The organism is Asaia sp. VD9 (genome assembly GCF_037150015.1).
Taxonomy (GTDB): Bacteria; Pseudomonadota; Alphaproteobacteria; order Acetobacterales; family Acetobacteraceae; genus Asaia.
Genome location: NZ_JBBCQM010000008.1, coordinates 1 through 17,596 on the forward strand (window position 1 = coordinate 1; position 17,596 = coordinate 17,596).

General features: G+C 61.0%; 17 protein-coding genes and 1 tRNA gene. 11 read left to right on the forward strand and 7 right to left on the reverse strand.

Going from position 1 to position 17,596, the window contains the following annotated elements; translation table 11 throughout:
• Positions 1-81 precede the first annotated feature (81 nt).
• Positions 82-636 (reverse strand): hypothetical protein, encoded by a 555-nt coding sequence (locus WFJ47_RS10695; RefSeq protein ID WP_336762919.1) that lies wholly within the window; start codon positions 634-636, stop codon positions 82-84.
• A gap of 322 nt (positions 637-958) precedes the next feature.
• On the opposite strand from WFJ47_RS10695, the gene WFJ47_RS10700 reads away from it, so the two are divergent.
• Entirely contained in the window at positions 959-1,960 is a 1,002-nt protein-coding gene (locus WFJ47_RS10700) for an alpha/beta hydrolase (protein WP_336762920.1), read from the forward strand.
• Positions 1,961-2,021: 61 nt separating this feature from the next.
• Here the strand turns inward: WFJ47_RS10700 and WFJ47_RS10705 are convergent, their stop codons facing one another.
• Together WFJ47_RS10705 and zwf are read right to left on the reverse strand one after the other, a co-directional pair.
• Complete coding sequence (locus WFJ47_RS10705; RefSeq protein WP_336762922.1) at positions 2,022-2,528, reverse strand: hypothetical protein; 507 nt, start codon at positions 2,526-2,528, stop codon at positions 2,022-2,024.
• A 9-nt stretch (positions 2,529-2,537) separates the two neighbouring features.
• Positions 2,538-4,007, reverse strand: coding sequence for a glucose-6-phosphate dehydrogenase (zwf, locus tag WFJ47_RS10710; RefSeq protein WP_336762924.1), 1,470 nt, complete (start codon positions 4,005-4,007; stop codon positions 2,538-2,540).
• 255 nt (positions 4,008-4,262) lie between these two features.
• Here zwf and WFJ47_RS10715 point away from each other — a divergent pair, with 255 nt between their 5' ends.
• The 7 genes from WFJ47_RS10715 (at position 4,263) to WFJ47_RS10745 (ending at position 12,543) form a co-directional block, all read left to right on the forward strand.
• Positions 4,263-4,562 (forward strand): DUF2312 domain-containing protein, encoded by a 300-nt coding sequence (locus tag WFJ47_RS10715; RefSeq protein ID WP_051395789.1) that lies wholly within the window; start codon positions 4,263-4,265, stop codon positions 4,560-4,562.
• Positions 4,563-4,706: 144 nt separating this feature from the next.
• Positions 4,707-5,207, forward strand: coding sequence for a sigma-70 family RNA polymerase sigma factor (locus tag WFJ47_RS10720; RefSeq protein ID WP_336762926.1), 501 nt, complete (start codon positions 4,707-4,709; stop codon positions 5,205-5,207).
• Positions 5,204-6,085: a DUF4880 domain-containing protein gene (locus WFJ47_RS10725; protein WP_336762927.1), complete on the forward strand. Its 882-nt coding sequence runs from the start codon at positions 5,204-5,206 to the stop codon at positions 6,083-6,085. Before WFJ47_RS10720 ends, WFJ47_RS10725 begins: the two co-directional genes overlap by 4 nt.
• A 95-nt stretch (positions 6,086-6,180) precedes the next feature.
• Positions 6,181-8,730 carry a TonB-dependent receptor gene (locus WFJ47_RS10730; RefSeq protein WP_336762928.1) on the forward strand — a complete coding sequence of 850 codons (2,550 nt, stop codon included), beginning with the start codon at positions 6,181-6,183 and terminating at the stop codon, positions 8,728-8,730.
• Complete coding sequence (locus WFJ47_RS10735; RefSeq protein WP_336762929.1) at positions 8,727-9,977, forward strand: histidine-type phosphatase; 1,251 nt, start codon at positions 8,727-8,729, stop codon at positions 9,975-9,977. The genes WFJ47_RS10730 and WFJ47_RS10735 overlap by 4 nt, the downstream gene beginning before the upstream one ends.
• Before the next feature lie 101 nt (positions 9,978-10,078).
• Positions 10,079-11,002, forward strand: a complete 924-nt coding sequence (locus WFJ47_RS10740; protein WP_336762930.1) for a hypothetical protein — start codon at positions 10,079-10,081, stop codon at positions 11,000-11,002.
• A 494-nt stretch (positions 11,003-11,496) separates the two neighbouring features.
• Complete coding sequence (locus WFJ47_RS10745; protein WP_336762932.1) at positions 11,497-12,543, forward strand: SDR family NAD(P)-dependent oxidoreductase; 1,047 nt, start codon at positions 11,497-11,499, stop codon at positions 12,541-12,543.
• A gap of 137 nt (positions 12,544-12,680) precedes the next feature.
• On the opposite strand, the gene proB is transcribed toward WFJ47_RS10745, so the two are convergent.
• From proB to rplU, 4 genes are all read right to left on the reverse strand, one after another.
• On the reverse strand, positions 12,681-13,799 hold the full coding sequence (proB, locus tag WFJ47_RS10750; RefSeq protein WP_127103032.1) for a glutamate 5-kinase: 1,119 nt from the start codon (positions 13,797-13,799) through the stop codon (positions 12,681-12,683).
• Positions 13,796-14,815, reverse strand: coding sequence for a GTPase ObgE (gene obgE / locus WFJ47_RS10755; protein ID WP_127103031.1), 1,020 nt, complete (start codon positions 14,813-14,815; stop codon positions 13,796-13,798). Before obgE ends, proB begins: the two co-directional genes overlap by 4 nt.
• A 95-nt stretch (positions 14,816-14,910) precedes the next feature.
• The gene (gene rpmA, locus WFJ47_RS10760; protein ID WP_127103030.1) at positions 14,911-15,177 is read right to left on the reverse strand and encodes a 50S ribosomal protein L27; all 267 of its coding nucleotides are present in this window, start codon (positions 15,175-15,177) and stop codon (positions 14,911-14,913) included.
• A 28-nt stretch (positions 15,178-15,205) separates the two neighbouring features.
• Complete coding sequence (gene rplU / locus WFJ47_RS10765; protein WP_023977545.1) at positions 15,206-15,520, reverse strand: 50S ribosomal protein L21; 315 nt, start codon at positions 15,518-15,520, stop codon at positions 15,206-15,208.
• A gap of 291 nt (positions 15,521-15,811) precedes the next feature.
• Here rplU and WFJ47_RS10770 point away from each other — a divergent pair.
• The 3 genes from WFJ47_RS10770 (at position 15,812) to WFJ47_RS10780 (ending at position 17,526) form a co-directional block, all read left to right on the forward strand.
• Positions 15,812-15,901, forward strand: a tRNA-Ser gene (locus tag WFJ47_RS10770).
• Between the two features lie 284 nt (positions 15,902-16,185).
• Positions 16,186-16,533: a zinc ribbon domain-containing protein YjdM gene (locus WFJ47_RS10775; RefSeq protein WP_127103065.1), complete on the forward strand. Its 348-nt coding sequence runs from the start codon at positions 16,186-16,188 to the stop codon at positions 16,531-16,533.
• A 30-nt stretch (positions 16,534-16,563) separates the two neighbouring features.
• Entirely contained in the window at positions 16,564-17,526 is a 963-nt protein-coding gene (locus tag WFJ47_RS10780) for an alpha/beta hydrolase (RefSeq protein ID WP_336762934.1), read from the forward strand.
• Positions 17,527-17,596 lie beyond the last annotated feature (70 nt).

Below are 17,596 nucleotides of genomic sequence, written 5' to 3' on the forward strand. Positions count from 1 at the left end.
TTGTTCGCGGAACCCATCAGGGCCAGCAGTCCAAAACCGACTGCGCAAACAGGCCGGACAGAAGACTGCTCCTGATCAACGTCAGTGTGTCATTTTTCTCTTGCAACACGGGAGCCATCCACAGAAGACATAGAGGACATCGCCCTGAGAAAAGCCGCGTATTTTCAGATTGACGGGGCCGGACTGGAAGTTGAAGGCGATATAGTTATTCGATCCCTTGAGATTGATCGTCGTATTTGTCATCCCACCGCGCACGGCCAGAGACGAATTTTCCATGTTGATCGTCTGCCCCGAGACGAGAAACAGCGAATAACTGGTCGGATTGCGGGTGTAGCCGTTGAGCTGCACGTTTCTGAGGTTGATCGTGCCCGACCCGGTAATCGAGGCAGGCTGATAGGGCGTCAGCGAGATACCTGTAATATCGATCGTGCCATTATTGACGATGGCGCCTCGCACATTGATCGTCGAGGCACGATCTGAAGACCCGCTGAACCGCATGGTCTGACCGGCTGACACGGTGGTCGTCTTCCCGGTGGCTCCCAGCTCGTAGGCGGCCCGTGGCGATATCGCCGCAGCAGCGCGCGCGTAGAGGGCGTTCGCTCCATGAGTATTCACGGGAACTACTTCGTCAGGCATCACTTTATTCCGGTATTTAATGATTATTACATATCAATGCGATGAAGAGGTCTTCGTTTCTATGAAGAGAATAAAGTGACGGGGAGTGTCACTGTCAAACCTGTTATTTTCATGCGCGGTAAGCCAAACTTATTCGCGCGATACTTTCAGGGACTGGTCTGTCCTTGATGGCCACGTGTGTAAGACCCTGCCACCGGCGTCTGCGGCAGGTTTCCGCGCCGGATGTTCCTGCTGCAGGCCTGTGCCGGGCAGGAGGGGGCTCGCCTGTTCGATGGTGCTTTTATCTGGATCAGGACGTCACCGTGCCAGTACCGTCCTGCGCATGACAGATTCTCCCGCCCAACGTCCCGGATTGCTCTATCGGCTCTTTCTCAACTGGCTCAAACGTGCGGCAGGAGGGCGTGACGGATTGCCGCTTCCGGAGCGCCTGACCCCGGAGACGCTCGCTGCGCTACGCCGGATGACCGGTATGCCGAGTTTTCCTCAGCGGTTCTCCTCCTTCCAGATCAGGGCATGGCGTCCGGTCATGTTGCCCTGTGGTTCAGGCGCGACGGATTGTGACAATCGTCCGGCGCGTCTCTATCGCCCACGAGGAGCCGTGCGCGGTCTGGTGCTTTTCCTTCATGGCGGCGGCTTCGTGCATTGCGACCTGGTGTCACATCACGGAATCTGCTGCCGCCTCGCCCGTCATTCCGGTGCGATGGTGCTCTCCCTGGATTATCGGCTGGCGCCTGAACATCCCTTTCCGGCGGCGGTCGATGATGGATGGGACGCGTTACTCTGGCTCCATGAGCAGGCCATGATGCTCGATCTGCCGATTGCTGTGTGCGGTGACAGTGCGGGGGGAAATCTCTCTGCGGTCCTGGCGCGCCGCGCAGGGGCCGCCGGGCTCGACCGCGTCGTCGCACAGCTTCTATACTACCCGACGGTCAGTGGGCTTCTGTCGCCCGTCACGCGTGAGACCTACGCCCAGGGCTATATGCTGACGGCGCGCCTGCTCGACTGGTATGGCCGTCAATATATCCGCAGTGACCGCGACATGCTGAACCCGGATTTCGCTCCGGTCTTCGCCAGCGATCTGGCCCAGGCGCCGCCTGCCATGATCGTCACGGCCGGATTCGATCCGCTGCGCGGTGAGGGGGAGCTTTATGCCCGCTTGCTTCGAGAAGCCGGAGTGACGACGCGGCTTGTCTGTTACTGGCGGGCCATCCACGGTTTCCTCAATTTCTATGCGGCCGTCGTGGAGGGGCGTCAGGCCCTGCGTGTGGGCGGACGCTATCTTCGGGAGCGGTTTGCCGCCTGGCAGGAAGACAGGATCTCGTAATGAGTGACTTCGCTGGGCGGTTCAGCAAAAAAAAGGCCGGAAGTGTCCCCGGCCTTTCTTGTTATTGCTGCGCCATGGCGTGGAACCGACCGGGCGTGCCCTGGTCCGTTGCGAGCAGGCGATCAGCCCGGTTGACCTTGATGGTAAACAGCCGGTCGAAACTGCCCGGCTTGCCTGGACAGCCATTATTGCTGCGTTCCATGAAATCGATACGCGTTGCTTCCGGCGGGTCATTGCCGTTGACGATGGGCACCAGACATTTTGCCGGGACATCGGTCATGCCATTATGGGTGACGAGAACACGCAGATGCTCGACCAGCTTGGTATTGTCGAACCAGGCGAGGCGATCGAACTGGATCTTGTCTGCTGCCTGATCGAGCCAGCCCATTTTCATGACGAGAATGGCCAGAAGCGAGGCAGGCACCAGTACGACGAGCCGCCGCAGGAGATGCTGCTTGAGCGTGCGCGGCTTGCGACGCCCCGCACGACCCGAGCCGAGGCGGGGTGTGGGAGCGTTCTCTGACCCGGAGGTCGGCGTGCGGGGAGGGGTTTTGGGATCGGAGGCCAAGTCTGCGCCTTATTCCATGTCTTCGTGCCAGATCTGCCCATCGCGAGCGAGCATCTGACGTGCTTCTTCCGGACCCCAGCTTCCAGCGGCGTAATGTGCCATCGGGACCTCGTTCTTGGCCCAGGCTTCCATCACCGGCGCCACCCATTTCCATGCGGCCTCGACTTCGTCGCGGCGGATGAACAATACGGGGTAGCCACGGACTGCGTCGAGCAGCAGGCGCTCATAGGCATCGGGATAGCGCACCGAGAACTCGCGCTCGAAATGCACGTCCAGCGTGGTTTCCCACAGGCCGAATTCGTCATCCATCGGGTTCTTGACGTTGAACTGCCAGGAAATGCCTTCATCCGGCTGGATGCGGATCACAAGCACGTTCTTCTCGGGCTGGGACGGGAAGAGCTTGGTGGCAGAGGGCTTGAAGGTGACGACGATCTCGCTGACCTTGGCCTTCAGGCGCTTGGCCGAGCGGATATAGAACGGCACATTCTTCCAGCGCGGGGTGTCGATCTCCGCGCGCAGGGCAACGTAGGTTTCGGTGTTGCTCTCATGGCCAAGCTCGTCCAGATAACCATCGACCGTCGAGCCCTTGCTGTGGCCCTTGGTATATTGCGCGCGCACCGTGCTGGTGCGCAGGCTGGCGGCATCGAGGGGGACCAGGGATTTCAGCACGGCCACCTTGGCGTCGCGTACGTCATCAGCCTGAAGCGTGTCGGGCTTTTCCATGGCAACCAGGCACAGCACCTGAAGCAGGTGGTTCTGCACCATGTCGCGCAGTGCGCCCGAATTGTCGTAATAGGCCGCGCGCCCTTCGACACCGACGAGTTCGCCCGCTGTGATCTGCACGGATTCAATATGCTCACCCGACCATACCGCTTCGAAAAGCGGATTGGCGAAGCGGAGGGCGATCACGTTCTGGACGGTTTCCTTGCCCAGATAGTGATCGATACGGAAAACATAGCTTTCCTTGAAGTACTGGCCCACAGCCTCATTGATCTCGTCGGCAGACTTCAGATCGATGCCGATCGGCTTTTCCAGCACCACACGGCTGTCTTCGGTGATCAGCCCTTCATGATGCAGGTTCTTCGAGATTGCGCCGTAAAGGTCGGGGGCGGTCGCGTAATAAAACACGCGCACATGGTCTTCCGCCTTGTGGCTCAGGACCTCGCGCAGGCCTTCCCAGTTGCTGTCAGGCTTGGAGCCATCGAGGCTCACATAATGGACCATGTCGAGAAAGCGATCGACCACGTCCTCATCGAAATCATCCGACTTAACGAAGCGCTTGAGCGCGTCACGGGCTCGGCTCTGATACTCGCTGCGCTTGAGCGGTGAGCGTGCCGTCCCGATGATGCGAGCTGTATCAGGCACCTGTCCCATGGTCAGACGATAGTAAAGGGCAGGCAGCAATTTGCGCATCGTCAAATCGCCGGTGGCGCCGAAAATGACGTAGTCGAATGGGGCGACCTGGTGGCACTGGGTCATCTTCCTGGCTCTCCGGTTCCGAAATGGGCAGTGCGGTCTTATGACATGCACCGCTCGTTAGCGACAAGGGTGCAAGGCAATGCACCAGGGCAGCACAAGGTTCCCATGCGATAGGCGTTGACCCGGACACTCCCGGCGCGATAAGCCGCCCCTTCTTCCCCCAATGCAGGCGGGCGCTGCCTTCATGCATCTGGTGCGGTTTCGGTCCGCCAGGGCCAAGCGCAACCCCCGTTTTTCGAGGTCATCATGTCCGACATGCCTTTTGATATCGACGAAGCCGCCGCCAGCCGCGCGCGTCAGGCTGCCGATCCTGACTCGAATGTGGGCGGCATTGCCGTCGACCGTCTGCGCAGCGTGATCGAGCGCGTCGAGCGCCTGGAGGAAGAGCGCAAGGCCCTTGCTGGCGATATCAAGGATATCTTTAGCGAGGCCAAGTCGGCCGGGTTCGACGTGGCCACGATCAAGAACATCATCAAGCTGCGCAAGAAAGAGCCCAACGAGATCGAGGAGCAGGAGACGCTTCTCGACATCTATCGTCGCGCCCTCGGCATGTAACGCCTTCGCGGGGCGGGCCTGATACGGCATTGCCCCGCGGGTTCCGTGAAGATTTGAAGACACGGGCCGATCCCGACTGACAGGGCGTTTCGCCATTGTTATGAACCGCCGCAATTCCGGCTTTTCATAACTGGCAGGGTGGCGATGTCAGCGGCTCAATGGTGCCTCAAGCAATCCGTCTGGGTTTCCCTGCACGAACGTGTGCGGCGTCAGAGCCGACGCAGCGATACCGATGATCTGCTTCAGACGGCACTGCTCCATCTGTTCGAGCGCGGTCTGGACGGGATCGATCATCCCGAGGCCTATGTGCTGCGCGCCACGCGCAACCTGGCGATCGATCGGGCAAGGCGCGAGAAGCGTATCCGGTTTTCCTCACTCGACGATGAAGCAGGGCTGGACCCGGTCTGCGCAGCACCCGGCGCCGAGCGTATCGTGCTGGGGCGTCAGCAACTGGCCCGTATCCGCGCGGCATTTGCCGAGCTCGATGCGCGCACTGCCCGCATCTTCCTCCTGCACAGGCTCGACGGGCTGACCTATGGCGCGATTGCCGGGCAACTGGTCGTAAGTGTCAGCACGATCGAGAAATCGATCGCCCGCGCGCTTGCCCATCTGGCGCTCGCCCTCATGGATGAGGGCAGCTCGTGACACCAGACCACGTCGAACAGGCGGCGGACTGGCAGGCGCGTCTTCTCTCCGATCGCTGCTCGGATCAGGACAGGGCGCGTTTCCACGCCTGGCTAAGAGAGAGCGAGGCTCATCACAAGGCCTATGATCTGGTTTCGCAGATATGGCAATCCGGCAGTTTTGCGCCAGCGCAACGTGCGGCGCCGCACTCTCGTCGGGCGGTATTAGGCGCATTCGCCCTCTGCGCCGCCGGCACCGTTGCGGCGCCCCAGACCGCCGATGCGCAAAGCATCAGGACGGGGAGGAACCAGACGCGCCATGTCGTCATGGGTGCCGTGACTGTGCAGATGGACGCCTGTAGCGCCCTCACCTGCGGGCCGGAACGTCACAAGCTCGATTTCGGCCAGGGACGGTTTGCGTTCTCACTCAGGCCAGATCAGGCGGCCCTCCGTTTCGGATGCTGCGCGTGGCGCATTTCGGGGGAGCGCGGTGATTATGCGCTCGATGTCACGCCCGATCGTATGATCCTGGCCGTGATTTCGGGTGGATTGAACCTGCACCATGTGCATGCTGCGGCAGCGCGGCTCGGCCCCGGGCAACTCATGGTGTTCGACCGCCGGACCCTGCAGGCGCGGGTTACGGAGGGGCGGGTGGACGATCTGCTGGCCTGGCGAGAAGGGCGAGCGATCTTCCATGAAACCCCGCTCGATCAGGCGGTGGCGGAAATGGCACGTTACAGCGACAGATCCGTGGTTCTGCTTTCGCCTTCTCTCGCGCATCTGCGTTTGAGTGGGGTATTTCATACGCGTGACCCGAAGCGTTTTTTCAATGCGCTCGCCCATCTGTTGCCGTTGCGCGTGCTGATCGAGCGCGACCGTATCGCGATTGTTAAGCTTTGATGAAACGGCAGGCGGGATGATGAGGAGGATTGGGTCTGGGTCGTCAAGCAGGACAGAGACCATTTCCGATCCCATCCTGAAAGACAACCGCGCTTATGATCCGTGTTCCCTGCCACGTGTCCGCCAGACGCAAGAAGCTTGCCCTGGTTCTTCTTTCGCTTACGGCATGGCCGCACTCGGGTCTTGCCCAGGGACCGGGTGGGACGGATACGGCCGGGCTGAACTCTGCTGATACGCATAAGGCGCTGAGTCTGAGCCAGCCCGCAGGCGCGCTGGAGGACGCTTTGACCGGTCTGGCCCGTCAATCGGGGCGCGATATTCTTTTTTCCAGCGATCAGGTTCGCGGCAAGAGGGCACCCGCCCTGAAGGGCAGATTGACGCTGGATAAGGCGCTGGACCGGCTTCTGGCCGGGTCTGGCCTGAGTGCCCATTTCCAGTCCGATGGGGCGGTGGTCATTGCCAATGCTGCGCGTGGGAGCAATTTCGCCCATGATCAGCATGGCGAGAAGACGGGGCAGGAGCATATTACGGTTATCGGGCGCGCCGAGCGTCTGGCTCCTTCCACGGTGCCGCTGACCATTACCGAGCCGACTTCCGTCATTCAGAGGCGCTTCATCACCAACAACATCGTGCCGCTCGCGAGTGTGGATGACATCATCAAGTTCCAGCCCAGCATCTGGACCCAGAATCCGAACGGTCCCGGCATGGGCAAGGCTGAGACGATGAGCCTGCGCGGCTTCCAGGACGGTCAGTACAATATGCTGTTCGACGGCATCCCTTTCGGGAATGCCAGCGACCTGCACCACACCACCTCTTCGCTCTTCATCTCGCATTTTCTGGGTCAGGTGCAGGTCAATCGCGGTCCTGGCACGGCCTCGACCATCGGGAATGCGACCTTTGGCGGCACGATCGGCTTTGAATCCCGCACACCCGCCAATCGTTTCGGGGTGACGCCTTATGGCACCTATGGCAGTTTCAATACGCGTGCAGGCGGTGTCGAGGTCGATTCAGGCAAGATGCGCTTCGGCTCCATGGTGCTCGATCTGCAGCATGAGGAAACGGATGGATATCTGACCGGCTCGGGCGAGCGGCGTAACAATCTGCTTTTCAAGGACGTGGCAAGACTGGGGGAGAACACGACCCTGACTGTGCTGACCACCTATAACTGGGAAAATCAGAATACCACTCAGGGGGCGACGCTGGCGCAGTATCGCAAGTATGGCAAGGATTACGGGTTGTGCTCTAACCCGACATTGCAGTGCTATGCCGGGTATCAGCCGAGCACCTATACCTCCGACTTCGATTATGTCGACATCAAGAGCAAGATTCTGCCCTGGCTCACCGTTGAGAACCGGCTCTACACGAACGGCTTCGAGCATGATTACACGGAATCGACCGATGCCAGCTCGGATGATCCAGGCGCCAATGGCGTGACCTTCTATTCTGCGAGCGGCAAGAAACTTGCGACGTACAAGAACGACGTGCCCGGTAAATACGCTGATGCCAAGTTCCGCGATTACGGCGATACCCTGACCCTCAAGGCGCATACCTCGCAGGGCGACGTGCTGCTCGGTGCCTGGGCTGATCTGCAGGATGATCGGCGCTATACCTATGCACTCGACCTGACAAAGGGCGGGATCATGGTGCCCGGCAAGAACGGCTCGGCCTACAGCTATGACATCTCGGATTTCAATACGACGGTGCAGCCCTATCTCGAATTCGACTGGAAGCCGTTCAAAAACACAATCATCAAGCCCGGCATCAAATATTCCTACTTCCGGCGAGACTATGATGCTGCGGTCAATAAATCGACCAAAGTGCCGCTGAACGCGACCCAGAAATTCACCTCATGGCAGCCGTCAATTTCTGCCAATCAGATCATTCTGCCGGGATGGAGCGCCTACGCCCAGATTGCGCGCGGCTTTCTGGCCCCACCCATGAGCGTGTTCCAGACCCAGAATGTCGGCAATGTCAGCCCAGAAACGACGCTGAACTACCAGATCGGCACGGTGGTGCAGCAGAAGCGCTGGACGGTGTCTTTCGACGCCTATTACATCAATTTCTCGAATTTCATTGCCTCGGCCCAGATCAAGGTGCCGGGCTTCGGTACCCAAAGCACTTCGGTCAATAGCGGTGGTGCGATCTACAAGGGGCTCGAAGTCGAAGGGCAATACGCCATCGGGCATGGCGTGTCTCTCTACGGCAATTACAGCGTGAATGACGCGCAATACAAGCACCGCTCGGTTCGTGTTGCGGCGACTCCCAATGTGCTCGCGTCTTTCGGCGTGCTCTATGACGATAACAAAGGCCCCTATGCCTCGCTCATCGGTAAGTTTGTGGGGAATCATTATGGGCTCGACAGCACCACCAACAGCAGCGGCAACACGGTCTTTGCCAATCAGTACCGTATCGGCAGCACCACTACGGCCGATCTCGCTTTGGGGTGGCATTTCAAGAAGCTGGGCGGCTTCATGCGGGACGTGACGCCCAGCCTCAAGATTTCAAACCTGTTCAATAATCGCGCGATCAGTGATTTCGCAGGAAATCAATCAGCAGCCAGCGCGGGTTATCCCGATGGTGCGCCGCTTTACTGGCGTCTGGCAGGGCGCTCCGTGTTCTTCAACCTGACGGTCACCCTCCCATGAGAAGAGCACTCCTTCTCGCTTCGTTGATCGTGCTCGGGTCGAGCCTGGCGCCTTGTGAGGCTTCCCCTGCAGGACTGAGCCTGACGCCCTCCTCGCCTGGCGCGCAGGACAGGCTCGATCGCGTGGTGCTTGTCGCACGGCACGGCATACGCAGCCCTACGCACGACCCTGCCACATTGGCCCGGGAAACCGGGGTGATCTGGCCTGAATGGCCTGTCGCTGCGGGGCAGTTGACCGATCACGGTCGGGCTACGCTGCGGGTCATGATGAAGGATATCGCCCGTTTCTATGATCTGGCCTGCAAGACGATCAGACACTCCGCACAGGAGAGACCCTGCCTGTCGCGGCCCGCTCCCGTCATCTGGGCCGATTCAGCCGATGAACGCACGATGCAGAGCGGCGAGATCATGGCGGCTGCCTTTACGCGTAACGACGCCATCGGGGCGCAGGGTCTCTCGTTAGGGAAGCGTGATCCTCTGTTCGATGGTGCGTCCCCCGGCTTCATCACGCAGAATTACGGGGCCATCCATCAGGACGTCGAAGGCGCGCGGGAGGAAGACCGCAATCACCGTTCCGCAGCAGTAAGCGAGGGACTTGCATCCCTTCAGGCCTTGCTCGCGCCGCGAGGATGCGCGGACAAGACCGAGCCTTGTTTTGCCGAAGCGCTTACGACCGGGCAGAAAAAAGGCCGCCCAGTGCTGGAGGGGGGAGGCGTTCTGGCGGCATCTCTCGCTGAAAATCTGCTTCTGATCTACGTCGAGGGCCTCGATCGGTCACACCGGGAGCAGACTGGTTCAGACTGGGTAAAGCGGATCGATCCTCGGCTCCTGTCTCGCGTCCTTCCCGTGCATGAGGCCATGGCGCGTCTCACACGGCGCCGGGGTGTGCTCGTACAGGAGAAGGCGCATCTGCTGGCAGAAGTGATTGAGCGTTTTCTCTCTGGTAAGGCGGTGAGGCTGTCCGACACCATGCCGCTGGGGCGCACCACCCGCTTCCTGGCTTTTGCCGGGCACGACACGACACTGGATGCCCTTGCCGCTCGTTACGGTCTGGACTGGCATTTCAGCGATCAGCCAGATGGCACAGCGCCTGACACTACAATGGCATTCGAGCGCTGGCTGAGCCCGTCCGGGGTGGTGTCGTATCGGGTGCGTTTGTTCCATCAATCCCTGGTGGCGTTGCGCGAGGGCAGGGGGCTCGACCTGCGTCATGGCGGGGCCGTCCTGCTCGCGCCGGGCCGCCGGTGAGATCGGTTCGCACGCGTCGAAATCCGTGAGCCAGGTCCTGGACAGGTACCGTAGAATATCCCTCTTGGCGGAGTCGATAAAAATAGCATAGATCGCAGATCATGACGACCGCGCTTCTCTCACTTCCGCTCTGGATGCAGTTCCTGGCAGGATTTGTCCTGCTGGGACTGGGGCTCATGTTCATCCTCATGCCGTTCTCGATTTTCGGCGTGAAGCCGAGGCTCGAGGAGGTCGAGCTGCAGCTCAATGAGGTGCGCGCCGAATTGCGGATCATCGCCATGCGTCTGGGCCAGAGTATTCCCGAGACAGGCCCTTCAGGTGAACCCGTCTATGCGCCCCCGCGGCGCAGCTCCGCGCCTATCGAGAATCGCACGGCTGAGCCTGCTCGCGTGCCTGAAATCATGCCCTGGTCGACCGAGGCGAACCGTCAGGCCCCCCAGCGCCCCGTTCAGCCCCGCGATGACGGTGCACGGGGCGATGCTCCGCCCCGCGAGGCGTTTCCTCAGCGTGACATGGCAGCAGAAGACCGGCGGGATCGTGCGCCAGAGCGGCCCGTGGATCGAGCCCAGGAGCGTCAGACGCCGCCGCCCGAGGCGCGCGATGATTACAGCTATGCCGAATCCGGTGCGCAGGAGAATATCGAGCGTATTCTGCGTCCGACCCATTTCGACCCCCCACCACCGCGCGAGGCCCCGCGTCCGCCCCGCCCGCCCGTAGGGCAGGAAGCGCGCAGCCCTAATCAGGCCGTGCCAGATGGCGATGAGGCGTGGCGGCTCAAGGCGACCCGTCCTGAAGCTGCCCGTTCGGACATGTCGCGCCCTGACGCTTCCCGCTCCGAAACCTCTCGCCCCGATACCTCTCGCCCTGACTATTCGCGACATGACGGGTATCGCGTGGAGGGACAGCGACAGGAAATGGCTCCCCGCAGCGCCGCGGCCGAGGCGGAGAGGTTGCGCCAGGCCGAGGAGGCCGGTGCGCGTCGTGTGCGTTCCGAGCCGACCCTGCGTTGGCCCCCCCGGCCCTGAGGTCCACGCGGCGACACAATGCGCCGCTGTTCAGGCAAAGCGCACGCACCGTCCTTGTGGCGATAGTCGCCCCCCAAGGCACATCTCAGTGGGCACGTTGCCTCCGAAGGGGGGGGGGCATTCGCGATCCATTTCAATAGGTGACCCTCTCTCCAGTCCGGGGTGCCGCCGGGCGGGAGTGCGCCCTCGACGGGTCATGTTTCGTTCAGGGAGCTGGATGTCGAGCCATGCACGAAGCTGACGAGCGGCCAATCAAGCCACGTCCAAGGCCGGCTTAATGGTAAACGCAATGTGTTAATCGAGAAAAATAATTTAATATATAGTAAATATACAAAAAGTCGATAGTCAATACCAACAAATTGCATTGTCATCTCGAATAGAGTATCTCAATTTGATTGCATACAAGAAATAAAGCTGGCGATTCTCGTTTATCGTCCCTTGGCACGATCGTGTATCCTGCACGGGTGAAGGTGAGGACAAGGAGTCACAACAACATGACCCGTAGACATGATGAGGTCGCCCAGCGCGCCGCGACCGAGGCTTCCCAGATACGCGACCGTCGATCCCTGCTGGCCGGCGGGGCCGCATTGTTGACCGCATTGCCTATAACGGCCGGTGCGGCCTCGTCGAAGGGGACCACGCCTCAACCCGCTCCCGCATTCAGCGCGGGGAGCATCCATGCCGGACGTGGGTCCCAATTGGCGGGACGCGTCGCGGTTGTCACGGGCGCCGCTCGAGGCATAGGTCGGGCGATCGCGGTGGAATATGCGGCTAATGGGGCCGATGTGGCCGTGATCGATATCGCAGGGCCCATCAGCTCCGTTGCTGACGCCGTGCCCGCAACGGGCGATGAACTGGAGGAGACGGCGCAGCAGATAAGGGCCTTTGGCCGCCGGACGATGGTGATCAAGGCGGATATCCGGCAGATCGCCCAGATGCGTGCTGCGGCGGCGCAGGTTTCGCAAACTCTCGGACAGATCGATATCCTTGTCGCAAATGCCGCCATACAGGGCTGGAAAGCCATACTCGATATGGATGACGCCGATTGGGATGATCAGATCGAGAATAATCTGAATGGAACCGCCCGAACCCTGCGGGCCTTCGTTCCACATATGATCAAGCGTCCCGGAGCCCGCGTACTGATCGTCTCGTCGATGCAGGGGCGTCATGGAACACGTAACGGATCGAGCTACTCGGCCTCCAAATGGGGCCTCATCGGGCTCATGAAATCCGCCGCCATGGAGTTCGCTCCGTATGGCATGACGGTCAATGCGGTGATCCCCGGCCTCGTCGGCACCGCGCTGACCCTAAATCCCCAGCGTCTGGCAGCAGTTGAGGAGCAGGCCCACCACTCGGTCAAGGGCCAGGTTTCACCGGCCAGAGCCTGGCGCGATCGCGCCCGGAGCGAGGTCGAACCGGTGGGATGGCTCCAACCGGAGGATATTTCTCCGATCGCCGTATTTCTGGCGTCAGAGGCTGCAGCCCTCACAACCGGTGCGGAATTCGAGGTCAATGGAGGGGATAGCGCTCTGATGACCTGAATTCCGATCCGGTCATCAAGCCGTGCGGACATGGCCGGATCCGCCATGGCGTGTGTTCGGCGGGTCATCGCGCGCCGTTGCAAGTCAGATAGGGTAGCGTAGGGAGTGTGTGGGCCAGAGCTCCTCGCTCGTGGGGATCAGCGTATCAGGACGAGATCGTCGCGATGAATTAGCTCGTCGCGCCCGCTATGGCCAAGGCAGCGCGTGATCTCTTCGGAACGATGACCGGCAATCCGGCGCGAGTCCTCGGCATCATAGGCGGTCAGGCCGCGACCGATTTCGTGACCGGCTGCGTCACGTATCACCACCAGATCGCCCTGTTTGAACGTGCCTTCGACCTCGCGAACGCCTGCGGGGAGCAGGGAGCCGCCATTGAGCAAGGCACGGGCTGCACCTTGATCGATGATCAGACTGCCCTTCGTCTCAAGCGCGCTGGCAAGCCAGCGCTTGCGTGCCGAACCAGCATCCTCGCTGGCCAGAAACCAGCTGCAGCGTCCTCCATCGAGCAGGCGGCTGACCGGGTGCATCGAGAGCCCGGACGCAATGGCCATGCGCGCTCCTGCACGGGTGGCGATCTGCGCGGCCAGCAGCTTGGTGTGCATGCCGCCGGATGAATAGCCCGGTGGCGGAGCGCCTCCCATGGCCATGATCGATTCCGTGAGGGTCTCGATTTCGGGCAGATGCTCGGCCTTCGGGTCCAGCCTTGGATCGGCAGTGTAGAGCCCATCGATATCGGAGAGCAGGATCAGCGTATCCGCGCCGATCATTTGCGCCACGCGCGCGCCGAGGCGATCGTTATCGCCGAAGCGGATTTCGGTGGTGGCGATGGCGTCGTTTTCGTTGATGACCGGGACGCAACCCAGAGCGAGCAGGGTACGCAGGGTGGCGCGCGCATTCAGATGTCGCTCGCGATCTTCCGTATCGCCCGGCGTGAGCAGCAATTGCCCCGCAGTCAGACCCTGAAGGGCCAGAGCGGCGCTCCAGGCCTGGGCGAGCTGGATTTGTCCGACACTGGCAGCGGCCTGTTTCTCCTCCAGGCGCAGCCTGCGCCCGACCAGCCCCAGCCGGGTGCGTGCCAGAGCAATGGCACCGGAGGAGACGACGACCACATCCGTGCCCTGGGCACGTAGTCGGGCAATATCCTCGCAGACCGTATTGAGCCAGTCATGGCGAAGCGCGGCGTTTTCGGCATCGACCAGCAGGGCCGAGCCGATTTTGATGACGACGCAGCGCGCTTCGGCCAGACGGTTTGTCACGGGGTGTTCTCGCGTTCTTCCAGACGGTATTGGGTGACGCGATCCTGCACGATACGCAGCAACTCGGCCAGCCCCTCATGAGTGGCTGCCGACAAGGTGAACACTTCGGCCCCTGAGGCCTTAGCCAGTGCTTTGGTCTTGGCCGTGATCTGGGTCTTGGTCAGGGCGTCGCATTTGTTGAGCACGATGATTTCCGGCTTCTCGGCCAGTGTCTCGTCATACGCCGCGAGCTCGCCGCGGATCATGCGATAGTTCTTGACCAGCTGGCTCTCTGTGCCATCCAGAAGATGGATCAGCATCGCGCAGCGCTCGACATGGCCGAGGAAGCGATCGCCCAGCCCGGCGCCCTCGCTGGCGCCCTCGATCAGCCCAGGGATGTCCGCGATGACGAATTCTTCCGTGGCCGAGAGACGCACGACGCCAAGCTGGGGGTGCAGCGTGGTAAAGGGATAATCGGCAATCTTGGGCTTGGCGCGCGAACACACCGAAAGCAGCGTGGATTTACCGGCATTGGGAAGACCTACGAGCCCGACATCGGCGATCAGTTTCAGGCGCAGCCACACCCAGCGTTCCTCACCCGGCCAGCCCTTGTCGGCGCGGCGCGGGGCACGGTTGGTGCTGGTCTTGTAATTGGCGTTCCCGAACCCGCCATCGCCGCCCTTGCAGAGCAGCACTTCCTTGCCGGGCTCATCGAGATCGGCCAGCATGGTCTCGCGATCATCGTCGAAAATCTGAGTGCCGATGGGAACATTGATGATCACGGTTTCGGCCTTGGCACCGGTGCGGTCGGAGCCTGCACCATTCCCGCCCTTGCGGGCACGGAAATGCTGAGTGTAGCGGAAATCGATCAGCGTGTTCAGGTTTGGGACAGCGCGGAAGACGACATCGCCACCGCGACCGCCATTGCCCCCATCGGGACCGCCGAACTCGACATATTTCTCGCGACGGAACGCAACAACACCATCCCCGCCATCGCCGGAACGCACATAGATCTTGGCCTGGTCGAGGAATTTCATGGTCTGTCTCGTCTTCGTCCAAAAATAAACGGTCCAAACAAGAAAGGCCGGCCCATGCGGACCGGCCTCTCCCGTCAACTGGTTGTGGCCAGTCTTTACTCTGCGGCTTCTGCCAGCGTCACGGAAACGTGGACGCGGCCTTCGGCGCGGCGCGTGAACTTCACGGCGCCATCGGCGAGGGCGAACAGGGTGTGGTCACGACCGACGCCAACATTCGAGCCGGCCATCATCTTCGTGCCGCGCTGACGGACAATGATGTTGCCTGCGAGAACGGCTTCGCCGCCGAACTTCTTGACGCCGAGACGGCGGCCTGCACTGTCGCGTCCGTTACGGCTCGAACCGCCTGCCTTTTTTTGTGCCATGGAGGTCTCTCCTTCTCTCTAGCGTCAGTTACGCTGCGTTGATCGCGTCGATGCGCAGGACGGTCACGTGCTGGCGGTGACCATTCTTGCGGCGGCTGTTCTGCCGGCGACGCTTCTTGAAGATGATGACCGTGTCCAGGCGGTCCTGGGCGATCACGGTTGCCGTAACAGTGGCGCCAGCAACGAGCGGGGCGCCGATCTTGATGCCGGCGTCGGAACCAACGGCCAGAACGTCGGAGAAGGTGATGGTCGTGCCGGCTTCGGCTTCGAGCTTCTCAACCTTCAGCGTGGCCTGCGGGGCGACACGATACTGCTTTCCGCCGGTGCGGATGACTGCGAACATGGTTTAACTCTCTATCAATCCGATCTCTTGGCAATTTTGCCGGGGTTTTCCCCCAGTCGGCATTGCCCAGTCGCTTTTTATTATTGGCAGAAGGCGCAAGCGCTCCCGCGAGGGGGGCTCACTACAAGAGCGGGGGCCGGTCCGTCAATGATTATCGAGCCGGGCCGGACGGAAAATCGCGGCGATGCGTCTCTGGCAAATCGGGGCTGGGTGAAAGAATCGTTTCATCCCCTCTTGCAAGGGGCATGATCTGCCCCCTATAAGCCGCCCACGACCGGGTGATCCTGTTACGGAGAGGTGCCAGAGTGGTCGATTGGGACGGTCTCGAAAACCGTTGTGCCTTCACGGGCACCGTGGGTTCGAATCCCACCCTCTCCGCCAGACCCGCCTCACGGGTCCCTTCGGATCAGCCGGTCGCTTTCCCTGATATAATGCGGTGAAATCCTCTGTTTCTGATGAAGCAGAACGTGCGCGGCTTTTCCTGTGAGCAGGTTGTTTTGCGCCTCTTAGTCCGGACGCCCCGCACGCTGAGCCTTTCATTTCTTTCTGACGTTGCTCTGGAAAATGCCCTGAAGAAAAGGGTAGAGGCTTCGTTACCCATTGAGAAAAAGGAATGCGAACCGGTTGATAACCGGTGCTCGCGCCAAGGAAGACAGGACGACAAGATCGTGAAAAGCGATATCTGCCCGCAATGCGGCTGTGAGCATATCTATCAGGACGGCGGGCTTTGGGTCTGCCCCGAATGCGCGCTCGAATGGAGCATTGCCGAGGGTATGCCTGCCCAGGCTGATGACTCGGTCATTCGCGATGCGAATGGGAATCCCCTTGCGGATGGGGACACCGTGACCATTATCAAGGATCTGAAGATCAAGGGGTCGTCTTCCGTTATCAAGGGGGGCACCAAGATCAAGGGTGTGCGTCTTACTGACGGGCATGACGGTCATAATCTCTCCTGCAAGGTGCCCGGCATCGGTGCCATGAATCTCAAATCGGAATTCGTCAGAAAGGCCTAGGGCCTGACGGCACGCGAAGGAGCCAGCCTCATGTCGAGCGAAAGGTTTGTGGCGAGGCGCATCGATCGTCGGAGAATGCTGGCTTCTACCCTGTTTGGCTCGGTCGCGACTTTAGCGGGCTGTCACGGCCCCTCCAGCCCGAAAGCGCCCGAACAGGTCGCGCTCTGGCCTGATGCACCGCCAGGCGGCGGAGGGCCGAAGGGCGTCGAACAGGCTACCAAGACGGGAGCGCTCTATAATGTCGCGGAGCCACGCCTGGAAATCTTCCGGCCCGAACGCCCCAATGGCAGTGCCGTTCTTGTGGCGGCGGGTGGAGGCTATCAGCGTATCGGCATGCAGCGAGAGGCTTATCCGGCGGCGCGCTGGCTGACGGCACGCGGCATTACGGCCTTCGTTCTGGTCTATCGCCTTCCGAGTGAGGGATGGAGCGAGGGTCCTCTTGCTCCGCTTCAGGATGCCCGTCGCGCCCTTGCGCTGATTGGGCAACGCGCCCGCTCGGAAGGAATCGATCCTGCGCGCGTTACCCTGCTCGGATTTTCCGCCGGGGGACATTTGATGGGTATGACCGCGACCCACTGGCAGGGGGCCGGTCCGCTGGCATCGCTTGATCTGGGTGCTCCGGCTTTGGGCCCCGCAGGAACTGCCCTGATCTATCCGGTCATCACGCTTGAAAAGCCCTATGACCATACCGCGACGCATCGCGATTTGGTGGGCACAGATCCGGATCCGGCACTCGCCCGGCTCTGGTCCGTCCAGAGCCATGTGGCCCCAGGCTACCCCCCTGTCTTTCTGACGCATGCCAATAACGATCGCATCGCCAACCCGTATAATGCGGCGTTGATGGCCGAGACCTGCGAGGCGATCGGCACATCTGTGGCCTATCACCGTCTTTCCTCTGGCGGGCATGGTTTCGGTATGGGCGAGCCCGATCGCGTTACGGCTGAATGGCCCTTATGGTATCATGACTGGCTGGCTGCACGCGGCATGGTCTGAACGCAGAACAGCCCATTCTTCCTCACCGATCGACAGGCCTTGTCCAGAGCCTGCGATGGGGAAGGTCGAG

Bases quoted from the DNA above. Each gene is read 5' to 3' on its own strand.
- WFJ47_RS10695 (WP_336762919.1), bottom strand. From the start codon at position 636: ATGCCTGACGAAGTAGTTCCCGTGAATACTCATGGAGCGAACGCCCTC.
- WFJ47_RS10700 (WP_336762920.1), top strand. From the start codon at position 959: ATGACAGATTCTCCCGCCCAACGTCCCGGATTGCTCTATCGGCTCTTT.
- zwf (WP_336762924.1), bottom strand. From the start codon at position 4,007: ATGACCCAGTGCCACCAGGTCGCCCCATTCGACTACGTCATTTTCGGC.
- WFJ47_RS10715 (WP_051395789.1), top strand. From the start codon at position 4,263: ATGCCTTTTGATATCGACGAAGCCGCCGCCAGCCGCGCGCGTCAGGCT.
- WFJ47_RS10720 (WP_336762926.1), top strand. From the start codon at position 4,707: ATGTCAGCGGCTCAATGGTGCCTCAAGCAATCCGTCTGGGTTTCCCTG.
- WFJ47_RS10730 (WP_336762928.1), top strand. From the start codon at position 6,181: ATGATCCGTGTTCCCTGCCACGTGTCCGCCAGACGCAAGAAGCTTGCC.
- WFJ47_RS10735 (WP_336762929.1), top strand. From the start codon at position 8,727: ATGAGAAGAGCACTCCTTCTCGCTTCGTTGATCGTGCTCGGGTCGAGC.
- WFJ47_RS10740 (WP_336762930.1), top strand. From the start codon at position 10,079: ATGACGACCGCGCTTCTCTCACTTCCGCTCTGGATGCAGTTCCTGGCA.
- WFJ47_RS10745 (WP_336762932.1), top strand. From the start codon at position 11,497: ATGACCCGTAGACATGATGAGGTCGCCCAGCGCGCCGCGACCGAGGCT.
- obgE (WP_127103031.1), bottom strand. From the start codon at position 14,815: ATGAAATTCCTCGACCAGGCCAAGATCTATGTGCGTTCCGGCGATGGC.
- rpmA (WP_127103030.1), bottom strand. From the start codon at position 15,177: ATGGCACAAAAAAAGGCAGGCGGTTCGAGCCGTAACGGACGCGACAGT.
- rplU (WP_023977545.1), bottom strand. From the start codon at position 15,520: ATGTTCGCAGTCATCCGCACCGGCGGAAAGCAGTATCGTGTCGCCCCG.
- WFJ47_RS10780 (WP_336762934.1), top strand. From the start codon at position 16,564: ATGTCGAGCGAAAGGTTTGTGGCGAGGCGCATCGATCGTCGGAGAATG.